We start from the raw sequence: 16,817 nt of genomic DNA, 5'->3' as shown, positions 1-16,817 counted from the left end.
AATCTAATAATTCCCTTCGCTATGCAGGGTTAAATTTACAGTCTTTAGGATAACGTTAGGAAATAAAAAGAAAACGGCCAAATATTGGCCGCTTTCACATTAATCATCTTTTTTGGACGCTTCGCGTTCGCGAATCTCGTTGGCCACCAGCATAATGGCTTCTCCGCTACTCATGCCCTGAGCCATCAATGCATGAATTCGCTCTGCTGCTTCTTGTTGCTCAGCATGGCTCAGCGTTGGCATATCGTTCATTTACGACCTCAAAATCAACCTGTTCAGAAGCCGCATATTCTACTGCCAATTGCCTTAGAAGGTAAATGCCAGTTGAGCAGAACCACCGTAGCTGTTGCTATCTATGAGTTGGGCCGCAAGGTCGAAGTGAACCGTATTGAACGGCGATAGGCCAAGACCTAACGTCACGGTGCCATCCAGCGTATTTTCAAGATCGTTGATGTAACCTGCTCTCAATTGCGCCCAACCAAAAGCATTAAATTCAGCGCCTAGACGCACTAGCTGAGTATTGTCGACAATAGCTGGACCACTTGGCGCTGAGAAGCGTTTTTGTTCATTCAGATCCACATCAATCGCTGCAACAAAAAGATCCGTCACAAATGCTCCACCAACGGTATAAACCGGCTCAATATGGTAAGTGTATTCACGCGTTCGGTTAACCGTTTTGATTTCCTGTGAAATCAGATTTTTGGCGGCGAAGCCAACACGGAATGGACCAGTCTGCCATGCTGCGCCCAGGTCAACGTTGAACGCACTCTCTTCCGTGCGGTTCGCATCAGAATCCCAGTCGTCTCCTTCGAAGTTCTCAACTGAGACTTGGTAGTGATAGGTATAGTAATTCTGTGATTTTGGCGTTACACCAACAGCAAAGCGCTGCCCTGCTAATTCAAGATTCCCCGCCAATGCTAATCCTACGTCAACAACACCGAATGCCAACACACGGCCTTGAGAGGTCAAACTATAATCCCCGTTAGGATCAAGTGCAGGGTTCTCTATGTTCGATATGTCATTATCCGAGACTTCTGGCATCACCACGGCTTCGGTATAACCTTTTACGAAGAAGTTGCCTGATATCGTAGAGGTTGGAAGCGCAATCGCACCACCAATACCACCGCTTACATAAGCGAGCTTATTTTGTAAGTTTCTTAGTGCATTAGCAGCGTTAGTGCGGTTATCACTATTTGTTGGGTCAGCTTGAAACGTATCAAATACTCCGCCGAAATCTTCGAGTCCATCAACCAATTTATCTGGATCGCGATACTGTAAGCCGATAACAGGAAACAACACACCAAAAGAGCTGTCTGGATCCATAGCGACTAACGCAGGGTTATGGAAACCAGCAGATAGGAAATCTGCTGCGGCAGTACCCGCGCCACCCATGGCATCAATTCGGGTATCAATACTGTAATTAGCAGCCAGTGCGGGCATAGAAATCAGCGCAATACTGAATGCGAGTAAACTCTTTTTCATGGTAAGAATTCCATCTCTGTGGTTCAAAAGGCGGGAGACACTGCGAGTTTTGTACTTTAAAACGGCATTGTGTCTACTTTCTCTACAGAGGGTAGTAGAAGCCTTTTAGCAATAAAGAGACAATTCTTGAAGGTGTGACATCACTCAAACCAATGAGTGGTGTTATTGATAGAAGATCAAAGAAATTATGTTAACAGGCTTATTCTTGACCGGGTTTAAGTGAAAGCTCCCTCAGGTCCACATCAGGTAAATCAATAAATCTGGCAATTCGTTGGACATCTTCAAACAATATAGCTCCTTGCCAACGCCTTTCGATAAGCGCTACAGAAAACCAGTATTGTCCGTTTGGTACGTCAATAACTGGCAGCGATGTAGGCAAATTCTTATCTTTTTCCTCAGACCAGATTGGCGCATCCTCACCGACATCGGTTTGATACAGGTTCATTGACAAGAAAGGCCTAGGACACGTGCTTTTCAAATCTGTGGGTGGCGCGATACGCCAGCTTCGACTGTCTTTCCAACTGATCTTCTGAATTGGCTCTGGCTGAGAAACCAACACCCAGGATGACCAGCTCTCACTTTCAGTCGACATCACATCAAGCTTGTAGAGACCAGCGTGAACGGCGCCTGAGAGACCACCTATATCCAGCTTGAAACTGTTTGAATTTTCAGACGTTAGGTTCGCATTCAGGAGTTTCCTTTCAGGCCACTCAGAAAAGGTAACGTTGGAAATGCCCGCGTCAGAAGAACCATAGATCGAGAATTGGTAATACACACGGTTCGGGGTTTGTACTGTTTCGCGGCGAATAACCATCGCTTGAAGCCAGTTTGGAAGAGAAAGTGTACTCAAACTTCTCCCGCAATCCTCACTGATGGCCAGCGAAAGCAGCTCAGTCAGGTGACGTTGCTCTGTATCTGTTTTGTCCTGTTGCCATGCTTCAACCATGGCATCAAAACTCTGAGCGGTATTCCCTTCCAGTAAACGTTGGTGAGCAGATGTTAGTGCGTCTGATCCGCTGAACCATGCTGCTGTGCTTCCAAATGGAACAATCGATGCTATTAAAAGGAATACCGAGGGTTTCATTAGTACATTTTCATCCGATAACCAACACCACGAAGAGTTTCGATTTCACACTCAGGTAATTTTTGGCGAAGCTGCAACACGTGGGTATCGACCGTTCGTGTGGTTGGGTAATGGTTATAGCCCCAAACCTGGTCAAGTAGCTCATCACGGGTGAAAACACGACCAGCATTCTTTGCCAGAAATGCCAGCAAATCAAACTCAGTACGTGTGAGGATAACTTCGCTCTCTGAACAAATCACAGAGCGCGTAGATAGATTGATGCGAAGCTTACCGACCACAATGTCATCAACGGCAGCCGTGTCGCCCTCAGTCAGGGGACGACGCAGATGCACACGGATACGTGCCAGAAGTTCGGCTTCCGCGAATGGTTTGGTCATGTAGTCCGTTGCACCGGAATCAAGGCCTCCTACGCGGTCTCGTACAGAGACCATCGCAGTGAGCATGATGACTGGAACTTCTTTAATTTTTCTCCAGGCAGGAAGCCATTCCATAGAATCGCCTTCCGGAAGCTGACGGTCGAGAACGACTAAATCAGCTTGCGCCCATAGCGCCTCTACTCTTCCGGCGCAATCGGCGTAAAGGCATTTATAACCGTTCTGTTCCAAACTGGCGAGAAGACCATCTGCCAGGTTTGCATCATCCTCAACCAGCAACAGAGTCGTTTGTTGGGTCACAAGGTATCTCCAAAGTAAATGTGGTAGGCGGCCCAAACAAAGTCAGTCTGCCCCCCATCCTTTCTATCATTGCTTCCACAATTGTCAGTCCAAGCCCCAGGCCTTTTTCGCTGACAAAAGGTTTTCGAATCGTTTTCCAATCCTTGGCGGTCAGTCTTCCCTGATCCTGAACACGAATCGATAACATGTCGTCGTTTATTTCGGCGTATACCATCACAGGTGTTACACCGTACTTTTTGGCATTGCTTATAAGGTTGTCGAGTGAAGTCGTCAACCAATAAATATTGACAGTAATCGGTCCGTCTTCTTTCACCTCCAATTTTACCTGACGCTCTTCGCACAGGTAACCAAGCCAATCCTCCAGAGAAGGAATATCTTCCTTTACCAGTTGTTGCTGGTTGGATTGCAGGTAGTCTTTGCTCGCCTCGGCAAGTTGTTTTAGTCGCATGGAATCTTCACAAAGGCGACGAAACTCATCATAAAGGGGCTCTGGCAAGCTGTCGAATTTACGGCGAAACCCTTCTACCGTCATCCCTAAACTGGCTATTGGTGTGCGAAGCTCGTGGGTCAGGATCTGCAAGACCAGCATCCGCTCCTGCATCAAACGACGTTTTACCGTCCAACGGTTAAACACCCATCCTGCAATCCATAGAATGTTGATGACTGCCAACGCGATAACAAGCTGAGACCAATAAGACGGTGCCTGCTTCTGATTCCAACAGACATTACCTATACGTGAGAGACAGAACCCATTTTCGTCAATCGGCGAAGCCATGAGGTTTTGCTTTTCAAGAAGCGGCAACCAAGCTTCAGTGTTGTAAAGCTTGTATTGGCTACCTTCGCGAACCCAAAGGTCTTCTCCTGACAAGATTGATTCCGCACCACCGTTCAATGCATTGATGCCATTTTCAGGCATACGTTGTAAGCGACCGAGCAAGGTATCCGGCGGTGACAGCAACCTTTCTTTTATGTGGAAAAAACGAAGTAGCTCATCGCGGCGATCAGGAAACTTCTCTACGTACTTTGCCGCATAGCTCCCCCCGCCCGGGTGAATAAGATTAGAGCGAGAAAACCATACAGAAGGCAGTTGTGTGTTGAAGCACATCGCACGGGTAAATACCAAAGGATCCGTCACCAGAGGACTCACAGGCCATGGTCCTTTGCATTTTTCTGATGACTGATAGAGACGCTTAAGATCTTTCAACGGGTAGTTCGAAGATTGCGGTAGAAGACTGTCAGGCACTAACAGTGCCTTTGGGTACTCGCTGTGAATGGCATTAAGAGCATAAGTAGCGATTGGTCGTTCAGCCAATAGCGATAGCCTGAACGCACTCAGCTGTTCAGGAAACGACGCGTTTGCCCAGCCGTGCGAACTGAACAATGTAAAACAAACAATCAGGAACTTTTGCATGGGGTGAGATTACCATCAAAATATTTCACAATGTCAGTGGTTTGTAAGAGTCTCGGCAAGAAAAGTTGCTATCTGCGGCTTTCTCGCACGAAAAAGGCCAGCAACTTGCTGGCCTGATTCATTCGTTTTACTGGATTAGATAGCTTTCGAGATCGCGTCAACGCTCTCTTTCGCATCACCGAACAGCATTGCCGTGTTGTCTTTAAAGAACAGTGGGTTCTGAACGCCAGCATAACCTGTATTCATAGAGCGCTTGAATACGATAACGTTCTTCGCATTCCAAACTTCCAGAACCGGCATGCCTGCGATTGGGCTGTTTGGATCTTCCATCGCCGCCGGGTTTACGGTGTCGTTAGCACCGATAACCAGAACGGTATCTGTTTCTGGGAAATCATCATTGATCTCGTCCATTTCCAGAACGATGTCATAAGGTACTTTTGCTTCAGCAAGCAGTACGTTCATGTGGCCTGGCAGACGCCCCGCAACAGGGTGGATACCAAAGCGAACATCAACGCCTTTCGCACGCAGCTTTTCAGTGATTTCATGTACTGGGTACTGTGCCTGAGCAACCGCCATACCGTATCCAGGGGTGATGATCACAGAGCGAGAATCTTTCAGCATCTCCGCAACTTCATCAGCAGACACTTCGCGGTGTTCGCCGTACTCAACATCTGAAGACACAGAGATTTCCTGGCCGAAGCCACCAGCAATAACACTGACGAAAGAACGGTTCATGGCTTTACACATGATGTAAGACAGAATCGCACCAGACGAACCTACCAGTGCACCAGTAACGATCAAGAGATCGTTTGCCAGCATGAAACCTGCCGCCGCTGCTGCCCAACCTGAATACGAGTTCAGCATTGAAACGACCACCGGCATATCCGCACCACCAATTGAGGCAACCAAGTGATAACCGAAAGCAAAAGCAATCAGCGTCATCACAAGCAGTGCAAACGTGCTGCCGTCTGCCTTCACGAAGTAAACCATTAGCAAAGTTGAAATAACAACTGCTGCCAGATTCATCTTGTGCTTGTGTGGTAAGTTCAAAGGAGAAGACGAAATGATACCACGTAGCTTACCAAACGCGACAATCGAACCAGTGAAAGTAACAGCACCAATGAACACACCCAAGAACACCTCCACCATGTGAATAACGTGTTCAGTGTGTGCAAACTCGCCAGCATATACTGGTGGCTCTAAGTAGCTGTTGTAACCCACCAAAACGGCAGCCATACCTACAAAGCTATGTAGGATCGCAACCAGTTCTGGCATTTCAGTCATTTCTACGCGTTTGGCGTAGTAGATACCGATAGCACCACCAATGACCATCGCAATAAAGATCCAAGAAAGACCTTCAGAATATGGGCCAAAGATGGTCGCGATGAGCGCGATGCTCATACCAGCGATACCAAAGTAATTACCTGATCTTGCTGAAGTTTGCTTTGATAGGCCAGCAAGGCTCAAGATGAAAAACAATGCAGCAACGATGTAGGCTGCTTGTGCTAGTCCTGCAGACATTCTTTGCTACTCCTATTAATCTTTACGGAACATTTCAAGCATGCGTTTGGTAACAGTAAAGCCACCAAAGATATTTATGCTTGCAATGAGAACGGCAATAAAGGCGAGGAAAGAAACCACACCATTACCCTGACCAATCTGAAGTAGCGCGCCCACAACAATAATGCCTGAAATAGCATTAGTAACCGACATCAGTGGGGTATGCAGAGCATGTGTCACGTTCCAAACTACGTAGTAACCAACAACACAAGCCAGTACGAATACCGTGAAATGTGAGAGGAAAGCTGGTGGTGCAACAGAAGCCACCCAGCCAAATGCACCAAGACCCACTGCCAGTGCAGCAATTTTCTTCACTGGTGATGTTGGTTCTTCGACTTTCTCTTCTTTAGGCGCAATTGGTTCTGCTTTAGCTTGTGGCTGCGCAGACACTTGAATTGGTGGCGCTGGCCAGGTGATTTCACCGTCTTTAACAACAGTTACACCACGCAGAACCACGTCTTCAAAATCGATATCGATGTTGCCATCTTTTTCTTTGCACAGCAGCTTCATCAGGTTAACCAGATTGGTACCATAAAGCTGTGACGATTGTGTTGGCAGACGACCAACCATGTCGGTATAACCAATAATTTTCACGCCATTATCAGTCACAACAACTTTGTCAGCTTCTGTGTATTCGCAGTTACCACCGTTCGCAGCAGCAAGGTCAACAATTACGCTGCCTGCTTTCATCGAATCGACCATCTCTTTGGTCACCAGCTTCGGTGCCGGGCGGCCTGGGATCAATGCTGTTGTAATGATGATATCAACGTCTTTGGCTTGTTCAGCATAGAGCTCAGCAGCTTTTTTATTGAAGTCATCAGACATCTCTTTTGCGTAGCCATCGCCACTGCCCGCCTGTTCCTGAAAATCGACTTGCAGGAACTCAGCGCCCATACTTTCAACCTGCTCTTTTACTTCAGGACGAACGTCGAACGCGCGAACAATTGCACCAAGGCTACCCGCTGCACCAATGGCTGCCAGACCAGCAACGCCAGCCCCGGCTACAAATACTTTTGCTGGCGGTACTTTGCCTGCTGCAGTGATTTGGCCTGTGAAAAAGCGACCAAACTCGTGTGCGGCTTCAACCACTGCACGATAACCAGCAATGTTTGCCATGGAGCTCAATGCGTCCAGCGCTTGTGCACGAGAAATGCGCGGCACAGAATCCATCGCTAGAACATTGATTTTTTTTGTGGTGAGCTCTTGCATCAAGGCTTCATTCTGGGCTGGCCAGATAAAGCTAATGAGCGTTGCGCCCTCTTTGATGAGATTGATTTCGTCAATACCTGCTGCTTCATCTCTGTGCGGCGCATTGACCTTGAAGATAATGTCGGACTGCCAAACAGCGTCGGCATCAACAATTTTCGCTCCGGCCTGCTCGAAAGCAGCGTTATCAAAACTCGCCAGTTGCCCAGCATCCTTTTCGACAACAACTTCGAAGCCCATTTTTAATAACTGCTCAACCGTTTTCGGTGTGGCAGCAACTCGCGTTTCGTGCGCAAGTATTTCTTTTGGTACACCAATTTGCATAGTTAGTCCCTGACTATTGGCAGTGTAAGTAAATTGTTTGTAGCGAACTGAAAAAGCTTAATCAACACTTTTGTAGGAAAAAAACCAAAATAATTCATTATCAAGCTCATAACGAGGCAATTTTAATGACTTTTAGTAATAAAATAACGCCATTTGTTTAAGGCCAGAGGTCAGACCTGATGTAACGCGCTACTACTAACGTTCTGATTTAAATCTTATTAACTTTCAATTAGCTCACATATCTGCGACGTTCCGTATCCTTACGAACTTCTGATGTACTTTTTGACCTAAATCCTTGCTTTTGCTTATCTGGGTCATTTCCGACAAATCTATCTGTTATGAACATAAGAGTCTGATCAATCAAAACATTCTGTCGCCCATTTGATCGATAAATAGTTGAGACTTCTTCAACATCAACTCATTGGCACTGTCTTCAGAAGGCAATAAATCTGAACGGATGAAACTGTGCGTTTTAAGTTCACCATCCAATTCTTTACAAATGCGCCCATTAATTCGGAATTGACCGCCTTCTGATTTAGCTTCTGCGTAAATCAGAAAACCTTTGTATTCGTTTGGCTCTGTTTCTTTAGTCGGTTTTTCTTTACTACTGAATAACCAATCAAAAAGTCCCACGTTAAGTCACTCTCAATAATTGAACTAGTTCGGTAGTTCATAGTGACGAAACGCCCAGTTTTTGTCCAGAGAATAGAGGGGGAAAGTTGAAGTTAGATTGATATAAATTCTTGGTGTACGCCAAAATTAAAAAGCGTTGACTTTAACGCCAACGCTTTTTATCTATTAGCAAATCTAGATATACTTTTAGCGGATCAGCCCGATATCGCGCTTGATGTGTTCTGGAAGTTCATTCGTCGAACGAATCGCTTTATTCAGATCACGTTTGCGCACTAGGTCCATCGCATGGGCAATCAATCCTTTGAAAGAAACCGCATAGTTTTTCTGCACTTTTTCTACAGAAGCAACTGCTGGAGCGAAGTTAACTGCCTGTGTCATAACGGCCTCACTATGTGATTGTCTTTACTGAGCAAATTGTATCCATTCGGTGTATGTTAATAAAATGACTTAATTTGCTTTTTAGGATTAGATTTATTAATCCGAATGAAAAACCATCTTCATTATGAAAGGCCATAAAAAATGAGGATTTAAGGGTTCCTCTCTAAATTCATCACAATAAAACTCATTATTAATATTTATTTATCAAAACCATTTCAGTTTGTTAACATCTGGTTTTAACAATACACGCCTGAGGCTCCCTTGCTTTCACTTTTAAGTAAACATTCCTCTATCCTGCTCATAGTGGCTGGTTTTGTAGGCTTTGCTTTCCCCGACCTTTCATCATCTGCTCTGCCGTTTCTCCCCTACATACTTTTTACTTTGATGCTGTTCACGTTGATTGGCATTGACCAAAGAGCGTTGGTTAAAGCGATTATTGACCCGAGCGCGTGGGTATACGCCTTCGTTCACTGTGGTTTGACGACGATTGTTGTCTCGATTTTCGGTATCGGTTTTGGTGCCAGTACAGAGTTGTTAATGGCTGCTACCGCAGTATGCGCCACAGGAACACTTTTCGCTACGCCTGCTATCGTCCGCTCTGTTGGTTTTGAGCCACTAAAAGCTATGGCATTTACCATAACCAGCACACTGATGATGCCAGTGGCGCTTTACATCAACCTTACGATGCTAAGTACTGATGAGTTTTCACTCGACCTTCAAGACTATTGCCTAAGGTTATCCATCTTTATTTTCGGCCCGATGCTTTTTTCTTACACGATCCATAAGCTAGTACCAGAACATCGTCTTTCTCGCATTCATGGAAAGCTGGCGCAATTTACCATTATCCTGGTGTTCAGTTTTCCGTTTGGATTAACTGGTCAATACCGATGGCTTTGGGATAGCGACCGCTCTTTTGCTATCACAATGCTATTTATCGCATTTGCAATTTGTATTTTGTTTTTCGTCATTGGTTTAGCGTTTTATTGGCGTAAGGGGCGCTCAGAGGCGTATGTCGCGGCAATCACATCAGGAAACAGGAATGTCCTACTTACTTACTCTGTTGCTGGTGCATTTTTAGGACCTTTGTATCTACCTTTAATTGGCGCGCTTCAGTTACCAATATATATGCAGCCGGTGCTGGTAAAATTCTTTTTGAGGAGAGACAGGAAGAGTACCGCTAAAGCATAAATGCTCTAGTCGTAAAGCAAACCTACACGCAAATACCTGAATGGGCCCTGATTCAGGTAGTTTTTTTAAATTTTGTTGCCTCTCTACCGCTTAAAGGCCTGCTGCTGGCACAAAGTAAACCAGCGATGCCCAAGCGGCAATCCAGAAAGCGATAAGTCCGAAATCAAGCCAATCACGCTTTTCCACCATGATTTCCCCCTTTTAAACAACTTCGTTGTATATATATCGGTAAACGGATAAAGAAATTGAGTTTTATCTTAGCTGTTTTCATAGACGGCAAATTTCCGCCATGTATCCGTGGTGATGCAAATATTGGGCACAAATTTTAGGAAAATGTGAATTGAGGCAGTATTTGAGGTGATTAGTATAAAAATAGGCGGCAAATTTGCCACCTAACTGTCGGATTTGTCACAATTAATATTTCGAACAAAACGCCGTCAGCTCAAGCTGAAATAGTTTTGCAACGATTGCTCTGGCGCCAATAGAACTTCTTTAGAACGGGCAAACTCGATAAAACTGTCTGCGAGTGTCACGTAAATCGAAGATGGGCACTCGCTCATGTTCTTGAGCGAGTCATAACCTTCTTTACCCTGTGAAGTGTATGCAGAAGAAACCGCTATGTAATGCTTATCCAGCTCGATTGCGTGCCATGTACCTTCCAGTGTCTGATATTCTAGCTGCGTAATGCGGCTTCCCTTTGGTTTGTTGCTTTCATAGGTATATCGCATACTTGATGTATATGGAAAGCTACCATCGCCTGTTCCTTCAACGCTGTTATTTGTCGCGTTATTAATAGCACCTTCCAGTGCCTGCATCACCTGAAGGCCTGTTGGTTTATATAGCATCAGGTCAATGGCAAACGGCAACAACCTGCCAGCAACTTCAGCAGCTGTCAGCTTGCCTTGCTCAAGGCTTATCCTTACGCCGCCGGCATTATGAATGGCAAAGTCAACAGCATGGCCGCGTGTTCTAGATGAATAAATCATTGCGTCGCAGACTAAAGGGGCTATTTCACTTCCGCCTTTTTCATCAGGCACCCGAATGTGACGTAATCTGGCCGGCAACTTAGCGACAACGTCACTCTTAAGTTTTTCCACAGCTGGACGGTACCTTTCTGTAATAACTTCTTTGATTGCATCATCACCACGGCAATGAATGACGTTGGGTTGCTCTAGAAGATAAGCCTTTGCCGCCTGAAAGACTTCATCCGGAAGGCTTTGATCCCACGAGGCATCCATAGCAAGGCTTCGACCAAGCATAAGGAAGTTCCCACCATTGTGGGAAATGACGCGACCTTTATCATCAAGCGAAACCTTCAACTTCCCCAGCGCCAGGGAGTGACAGCCAGCTTGAACCACCAGCGTGTTATTAATCTGACGCCCATATGGCCCCATGTCACCTAATCCGAGATTACTAAAGTCACCCTGTAACACATGGCTATGGCCGCCAACAATAACCGACAAGCCTTCTACCTCTTCCGCCATTTTAAGGTCCTGGTCATACCCCAAATGACTAAGCAGGATGATGTGAGGAGTGCCGATTTCCTCATGAATGTATTTCACCGTGTTGATGATCGTTTCTTTCGAATTCACAAATGGCGTGTCAGGGTCCGGCATCGCGATATCGGCCATCTTATCTAGCGCCACACTAAAGATAGCCACTTTCTTACCGCCAAATTCTTTCGTTAACACACTGGCAATTTTTAGCTCTGAATCGTAAGGCAGCAAAGGCGCTTTGCCTTTTACCGGAAATTCTTTGTTTGGCAATTCCCTACTGACATCCCAGTTTCCGGCCAAGAATGGAAATGTAATTTGATCGAGGAATTTCGAAACTGCCGCATTCCCTAGATCTAGTTCATGATTCCCCAATGCCATCGCATCGAGGTTCAACATATTAAGGAGAGTGGCGTTAGCCTCACCTTTAAACAGGCTGTAATAAAGGGTGCCTTGAAAACAGTCCCCCGCATGAAGAAAGAGGAATCCATCCGTGTCGTTTTCTGCTTCTTGTTTGAATGATTTAACGACAGATGAGATACGTGCAAAACCGCCAACATTGGCGTATATGCGATCTTCCAAGTCTTTTACAGCCAGCGAAATGGGGGTCGGCTCGAAGTGAGAGTGTGTATCGTTGATGTGCGCAATTGATAGCGTGATTGGTGTGACGTTGGGCATGATTTCCTTTTATGCGATACACAAAATCGGAGTGTACCAGAGTTTAATCCTAGTTCACACACATCACATTTTTATTGCAAGGTTTGTTAAGTAAAAAGAACCATAGTGAGAACTCTGATAATACCGCCCAGTATCAAGCTGAACATTGCGATATACCACCACTTCATTTCTTCCCTGGAAAGACTCTGCACGTGGAACAGAACAACATTGAGCTGATGCCAGTTTTCTGTTCGGGATGCGTATTGAAAAGCGCAGCGAATAAGCGCTACAACACCTGTCACAAGCAAGACAGTTTCAATCGCATGTGCAATAACCACTAACAAGGGGGGGAACTCCATTTGTTTTGTTATCTAGAAATAAAACAAAAGAGTTAAAGCTATTCAACATTTTGTTTACTTTGGCGCCTGTAATCGTGAAGCATCATATACTCACGTAAAAAAGGGAGCGCTAAGCTCCCTTCTATCCGTCGACTTAAATCAATCAGTCAACACACCATTTTGGTAGTCGGTTATAGCCTGATTAATCTCATCCATTGAATTCATGACAAACGGACCATAGTGTACGACTGGCTCATCTATCGGCAAACCTGAAAGAATCAATAAGCCTGTTTCTTCATTTGCCCTCATAGATAGACTTTCACCACCTGAAAGTTGAACAAAATGGCTTTGCTTGACCGACTCCCCGGCAATCTCTACTTCTCCTTTATAAACGTAAAGGTTTGCCTGATAGTTGCTTGGAAGTTTGATCTCACTTGACTGCCCGGCCTCTGCACGCCAATCGGCAACAAAAACCTCAATACTGGTTTGTTGTAATGGGCCTTCAACAGGTACGCCGTTACTAATTGCATGACCACCTATCACCCGCAGTAAGTTTTCAGTTTCACCATACTCATTAATTTCAGGTGACTGAAAATCGTGGTACTGTGCAGGGCGCATTTTCTTGGCTGCCGGCATGTTTATCCAGATTTGAAACCCGTGAAGTTCGCCATCACTCATGATAGGCATTTCACTGTGAATGACCCCCTTCCCAGCAGACATCCATTGTGCCCCGCCAGATTTAAGTTCACCCACATTACCCATATGATCGCGATGTTGAAAGTGTCCCTTCAACATGTACGTCAGCGTCTCAATACCTCGGTGCGGGTGCGGCGGAAAGCCACCAATGTAATCATCCGGATTTTCACTTTTCAGCTCATCAATCATCAAAAATGGACTGAATTTAGGGTCATTGAATCCATGTGCACGACTGATTTTCACACCGTCGCCATCTTGCGAAGCGTGAGAGCGAATAACACGATGTACAGTTCGAATAGTCATACTTAACTCCTTAGTTGCAGCCAGTTTAGGCAAGCCAGTCACGAGTTAACACCACCTTAAACCTAACAAGTCATTCAATTTTTTCGAACAAGAGTTTAAACGTGGATGACAAAGAGGATTAGAACTAAAAAAGAAATGCTTTTCGAATGTCATGCGTTCTGATATTGATCTGACTAATCGACATTCATGGATGACTTTTAATGATCGAATGGCACGCCAATACAACATGGCACCATACAGAGTCTTATTGCCGCTTTGGCGTCAATGTAGGACAAAGAATGACGGTTTTCCGCCTCAATGATAACTCGCTTCTTGTTCACAATCCGACAAGCCTTACACCTCATTTGCAGGAGCAGCTAAAACGTATTGGCAAAATTAGCTGTATAACGACAGCCAACCTTCATCTGCACCAACACTTGTCAGATTGGTGGCTCACTTATCCCGAAGCTCGTTTTTTTGCTGCACCAGGTTTATACAACAAGCGCACTGATTTAGGGTTTGATGGCGTGCTTAATTCCACCACTTCAACACTTTGGCGCAACCAGCTATATCAAACGGTATTGCGCGGTAATGACGCCTGCGAAGAAGTGATCTTCTGCGATCCCAAAAGTCGCACATTGGTATTAGGTGAAAGCCTTTTGTTACTTCGGGAAGGTAGCGTGTTAAGGCAGTTTATCGGTTGCCTACTAGGATGCCACAAAGAAGCCTGTGTTCCGCTTACCTACCAAGTACAGATAAAGGAATCGAAGTTGCTGCGTCAGTCTTTGCAAGAGATCCTGACATGGCCTTTCGATCATATTCTTCCGATTCACGGCGATCCCATCGTTTTTAACGGAAAGGAGAAGCTTGCTGCCGCTTACTTGTGGGCTTTTCACGGAGATAGGAATTCATAGCCCTTTCTAATTGAGCAGTAATATACCTAAACAACCTAAAGATGCCGGATTCAGCGAGCTTGACTGGTGCTGTGATCGCGGCGTCCCTTTGTAGGTGTAGTCACCTAAAAGGGACAACAAAGGGCACGACGCCAGCCAACTCGCCCGAAGGGAGGCCTCAATACGCCCACTTGTTCGTTAAATTCCAAGGAAATAGGACGACTATTCCTCACGAAATTTGCCTCGAATTGAACGCATTGATGACCTCTGAATGCGAGCATCTTCAGGTTATTTGGGTATAATGGCCAGTCTCTTATAAACATGGCTAGTTATTCACGCAATGAAGCAAAATATTCTCACCTTTTTCAAAGGAATGGCGATGGGTGCGGCAGACGTCGTTCCGGGTGTCTCTGGTGGTACCATCGCATTCATCACCGGCATTTATGACACACTTCTCGAGAGCATTCGTCGGGTAAACCCATCAATTTTTTCGCTGTGGCGCCGTGAAGGCTTTGCAGCAGTTTGGCAGCATATTAATGGTACTTTCCTCGCCTCTTTACTTACTGGTATTCTGACCGCGATTCTTACCTTGGCTAAAGCGGTTTCTTACACCCTCGAAAACCATCCTATTGTTATTTGGTCGTTTTTCTTTGGCTTGATCATCGCTTCTGCTATTCACATGATTAAGCAGGTAGAAAAATGGTCTGTGGTTGAACTTATTCTGGCAGTTGCCGGCGCCATCTTTGCCTATGGCATCACAGTAACCAACCCTATCAGCATGGAATTCAATATGCTGACAGTGTTTATTGCTGGCTCAATCGCTATCTGTGCCATGATTCTCCCAGGCATCTCAGGCAGCTTTATTCTACTTTTACTTGGCATGTATGCCCCGGTATTGGACGCTGTAAAAAGCCTGAATATTCCTATTCTCGCGTTGTTCGCTGTAGGCTGTCTTGCCGGAATCCTGTCATTCTCTCACGTGCTTTCCTGGCTACTGAACAAGTACCGCAGTGTCACCATAGCTTTCCTGACTGGTCTACTGATTGGCGCTTTGGGTAAAGTATGGCCCTGGAAAGAAGCCATCAGTTTCCGCGTAAACTCTTCAGGTGAGCAAGTGCCATTGATCGAGAAAGTCTTGTCGCCGAGCGCTTTTGAAGTTGCAACAGGACAACCTGCTCTTCTGGGCACTGCAATTGTCATGATGATTGTTGGTTTTGTACTGGTGATTGGCCTGGAAAAAGTGTCAGAAAAACTCGCTGACTAATTTATCTCCGCCTTGATCAATTAGGCCTTTTCATGAGGCCTTATTTCGTTATTTGTCATATCAATATGAGCACGATTGCTTTCATTTCAAGAGGTTTCTCACAACCTCAACATATATGAGATGATAAGCTGCCCACTCTTTGTTTTGTTTGTAGTTCTTTTATGAATTTAACTGGCACAGGACGCCGACGCGGTGTCGAATTCATGGGTCTAGCGCTTGTTGTTGCCTTTGGCTACTTCTTTGCAGATAAAACCCTATTTGATGAAGCAACCCCCGCCATGCCTTCACTCGCATCAAATTGCACTATCGGCACTACACCTTGTTCGTTTGACAGTGCAACCGTCTCTATGGCATCAGCCACGGCCGCTCCTCTTATTCCGACCGAAATCCGTGTAGAAGTCTCCAATGCAAATATCGACCACCTCATGTTAGAGCTTCAAGGCGTTGAGATGAACATGGGAATTTACAAACTCAAACTCTCTTCAGTAGGCAATAACGTGTACACAGGAGACTTGATGCTCCCTATCTGCATGGAAGATGAAATGACGTGGCGAGGCGTAATCAAAAGCCCAGATAACGCTCTCACTTTACCCATTGACGTAAGGATGGCTCGATGAAAGTAAAAGCTCTGGTTGTTGTCGCTGCACTGATAGCAGGTTTTGGTGCACGGTACCTCGTTGACCAAAACGACAAACCTGCTGCTGCCCCATCAGAAATAGGTCTACTTCAAAGCGGAACAGAAACCATCAATTTGTTTGATGATAAAGATGGCCGAGTCCGGGTAGTTTATTTTGGTTATACACATTGTCCCGATGTTTGCCCCACCTCTCTCGCAATTATGTCAGCAGCATTGAAATCTTTGCCGGAAGAAAAGCTTAAGGACATAAGGCCTGTCTTCATTACGCTGGATCCAGAACGCGACGATGGAGAAGCGGCACAACAATATGCAGGATACTTCCACCCAAGTATTGAAGGAGCCAGCACCTCCAAAGCGAAAACAGACGCACTAGCACAAAAATATGGTGTGCTTTACCAAATCACTCAAATGGAAGATTCAGCGATGAAATATGCCGTGGACCACAGTTCTTACTTCTATTTCCTCAATCCAAATGGCGAGCTTCTTGAGAAAGTCCCGCATACGTTAAATCCAAACATGGTGTCAGACGCAATTCTTCGTCTCACCACACAAACCCAATAAATACTAAAAGCAATAAAGTACTCGGTGGAGACCGATTGCTTTCAAATTAACAGGAG

At 45.5% G+C, this 16,817-nt stretch carries 17 protein-coding genes; 5 read left to right on the top strand and 12 right to left on the bottom strand.

Annotated features, from left to right (window positions below; genetic code table 11):
• Positions 1-99 precede the first annotated feature (99 nt).
• The 9 genes from K6Q96_RS20415 to K6Q96_RS20375 all read right to left on the bottom strand — a co-directional run bounded on the left by K6Q96_RS20415 (position 100) and on the right by K6Q96_RS20375 (position 8,752).
• Positions 100-252 (bottom strand): YoaH family protein, encoded by a 153-nt coding sequence (locus K6Q96_RS20415; RefSeq protein WP_251882278.1) that lies wholly within the window; start codon positions 250-252, stop codon positions 100-102.
• A gap of 54 nt (positions 253-306) precedes the next feature.
• On the bottom strand, positions 307-1,482 hold the full coding sequence (locus tag K6Q96_RS20410; RefSeq protein ID WP_251882277.1) for a conjugal transfer protein TraF: 1,176 nt from the start codon (positions 1,480-1,482) through the stop codon (positions 307-309).
• Between the two features lie 199 nt (positions 1,483-1,681).
• Positions 1,682-2,566, bottom strand: a complete 885-nt coding sequence (locus tag K6Q96_RS20405; RefSeq protein ID WP_251882276.1) for a DUF2861 family protein — start codon at positions 2,564-2,566, stop codon at positions 1,682-1,684.
• Positions 2,566-3,240, bottom strand: a complete 675-nt coding sequence (locus K6Q96_RS20400) for a response regulator transcription factor (protein ID WP_251882275.1) — start codon at positions 3,238-3,240, stop codon at positions 2,566-2,568. Before K6Q96_RS20400 ends, K6Q96_RS20405 begins: the two co-directional genes overlap by 1 nt.
• Entirely contained in the window at positions 3,209-4,651 is a 1,443-nt protein-coding gene (locus K6Q96_RS20395; protein ID WP_251882274.1) for an ATP-binding protein, read from the bottom strand. Before K6Q96_RS20395 ends, K6Q96_RS20400 begins: the two co-directional genes overlap by 32 nt.
• A gap of 135 nt (positions 4,652-4,786) precedes the next feature.
• Positions 4,787-6,172 carry a Re/Si-specific NAD(P)(+) transhydrogenase subunit beta gene (gene pntB, locus K6Q96_RS20390; RefSeq protein WP_251882273.1) on the bottom strand — a complete coding sequence of 462 codons (1,386 nt, stop codon included), beginning with the start codon at positions 6,170-6,172 and terminating at the stop codon, positions 4,787-4,789.
• A gap of 15 nt (positions 6,173-6,187) precedes the next feature.
• Positions 6,188-7,741, bottom strand: coding sequence for a Re/Si-specific NAD(P)(+) transhydrogenase subunit alpha (locus K6Q96_RS20385; RefSeq protein ID WP_251882272.1), 1,554 nt, complete (start codon positions 7,739-7,741; stop codon positions 6,188-6,190).
• Between the two features lie 360 nt (positions 7,742-8,101).
• The gene (locus K6Q96_RS20380) at positions 8,102-8,374 is read right to left on the bottom strand and encodes an HlyU family transcriptional regulator (protein ID WP_251882271.1); all 273 of its coding nucleotides are present in this window, start codon (positions 8,372-8,374) and stop codon (positions 8,102-8,104) included.
• Positions 8,375-8,560: 186 nt separating this feature from the next.
• A complete protein-coding gene (locus K6Q96_RS20375; RefSeq protein WP_251882270.1) occupies positions 8,561-8,752 on the bottom strand; it encodes a hypothetical protein in 192 nt (63 codons plus the stop codon).
• A gap of 261 nt (positions 8,753-9,013) precedes the next feature.
• Here K6Q96_RS20375 and K6Q96_RS20370 point away from each other — a divergent pair, with 261 nt between their 5' ends.
• A complete protein-coding gene (locus K6Q96_RS20370) occupies positions 9,014-9,940 on the top strand; it encodes a hypothetical protein (protein WP_251882269.1) in 927 nt (308 codons plus the stop codon).
• A gap of 437 nt (positions 9,941-10,377) precedes the next feature.
• Here K6Q96_RS20370 and K6Q96_RS20365 read toward each other — a convergent pair whose 3' ends face one another.
• From K6Q96_RS20365 to K6Q96_RS20355, 3 genes are all read right to left on the bottom strand, one after another.
• Positions 10,378-12,111, bottom strand: a complete 1,734-nt coding sequence (locus K6Q96_RS20365) for a bifunctional metallophosphatase/5'-nucleotidase (RefSeq protein ID WP_251882268.1) — start codon at positions 12,109-12,111, stop codon at positions 10,378-10,380.
• Positions 12,112-12,197: 86 nt separating this feature from the next.
• Positions 12,198-12,428, bottom strand: coding sequence for a hypothetical protein (locus K6Q96_RS20360; RefSeq protein WP_251882362.1), 231 nt, complete (start codon positions 12,426-12,428; stop codon positions 12,198-12,200).
• 159 nt (positions 12,429-12,587) lie between these two features.
• A complete protein-coding gene (locus tag K6Q96_RS20355; RefSeq protein WP_251882267.1) occupies positions 12,588-13,427 on the bottom strand; it encodes a pirin family protein in 840 nt (279 codons plus the stop codon).
• A gap of 200 nt (positions 13,428-13,627) precedes the next feature.
• On the opposite strand from K6Q96_RS20355, the gene K6Q96_RS20350 reads away from it, so the two are divergent.
• The 4 genes from K6Q96_RS20350 to K6Q96_RS20335 all read left to right on the top strand — a co-directional run bounded on the left by K6Q96_RS20350 (position 13,628) and on the right by K6Q96_RS20335 (position 16,761).
• Positions 13,628-14,320, top strand: coding sequence for a DUF4336 domain-containing protein (locus tag K6Q96_RS20350; RefSeq protein ID WP_251882266.1), 693 nt, complete (start codon positions 13,628-13,630; stop codon positions 14,318-14,320).
• 319 nt (positions 14,321-14,639) lie between these two features.
• Entirely contained in the window at positions 14,640-15,563 is a 924-nt protein-coding gene (locus tag K6Q96_RS20345) for a polyprenyl-phosphate transporter (RefSeq protein WP_251882265.1), read from the top strand.
• A 203-nt stretch (positions 15,564-15,766) separates the two neighbouring features.
• The gene (locus K6Q96_RS20340) at positions 15,767-16,180 is read left to right on the top strand and encodes a hypothetical protein (RefSeq protein WP_251882264.1); all 414 of its coding nucleotides are present in this window, start codon (positions 15,767-15,769) and stop codon (positions 16,178-16,180) included.
• On the top strand, positions 16,177-16,761 hold the full coding sequence (locus K6Q96_RS20335; protein ID WP_251882263.1) for an SCO family protein: 585 nt from the start codon (positions 16,177-16,179) through the stop codon (positions 16,759-16,761). The genes K6Q96_RS20340 and K6Q96_RS20335 overlap by 4 nt, the downstream gene beginning before the upstream one ends.
• Positions 16,762-16,817: the final 56 nt, after the last annotated feature.

This window comes from Grimontia kaedaensis, assembly GCF_023746615.1.
GTDB lineage: Bacteria > Pseudomonadota > Gammaproteobacteria > Enterobacterales > Vibrionaceae > Enterovibrio > Enterovibrio kaedaensis.
The sequence above is the reverse complement of the archived record's forward strand: the minus strand, read 5'-3'. Positions and strand labels throughout refer to the sequence as shown.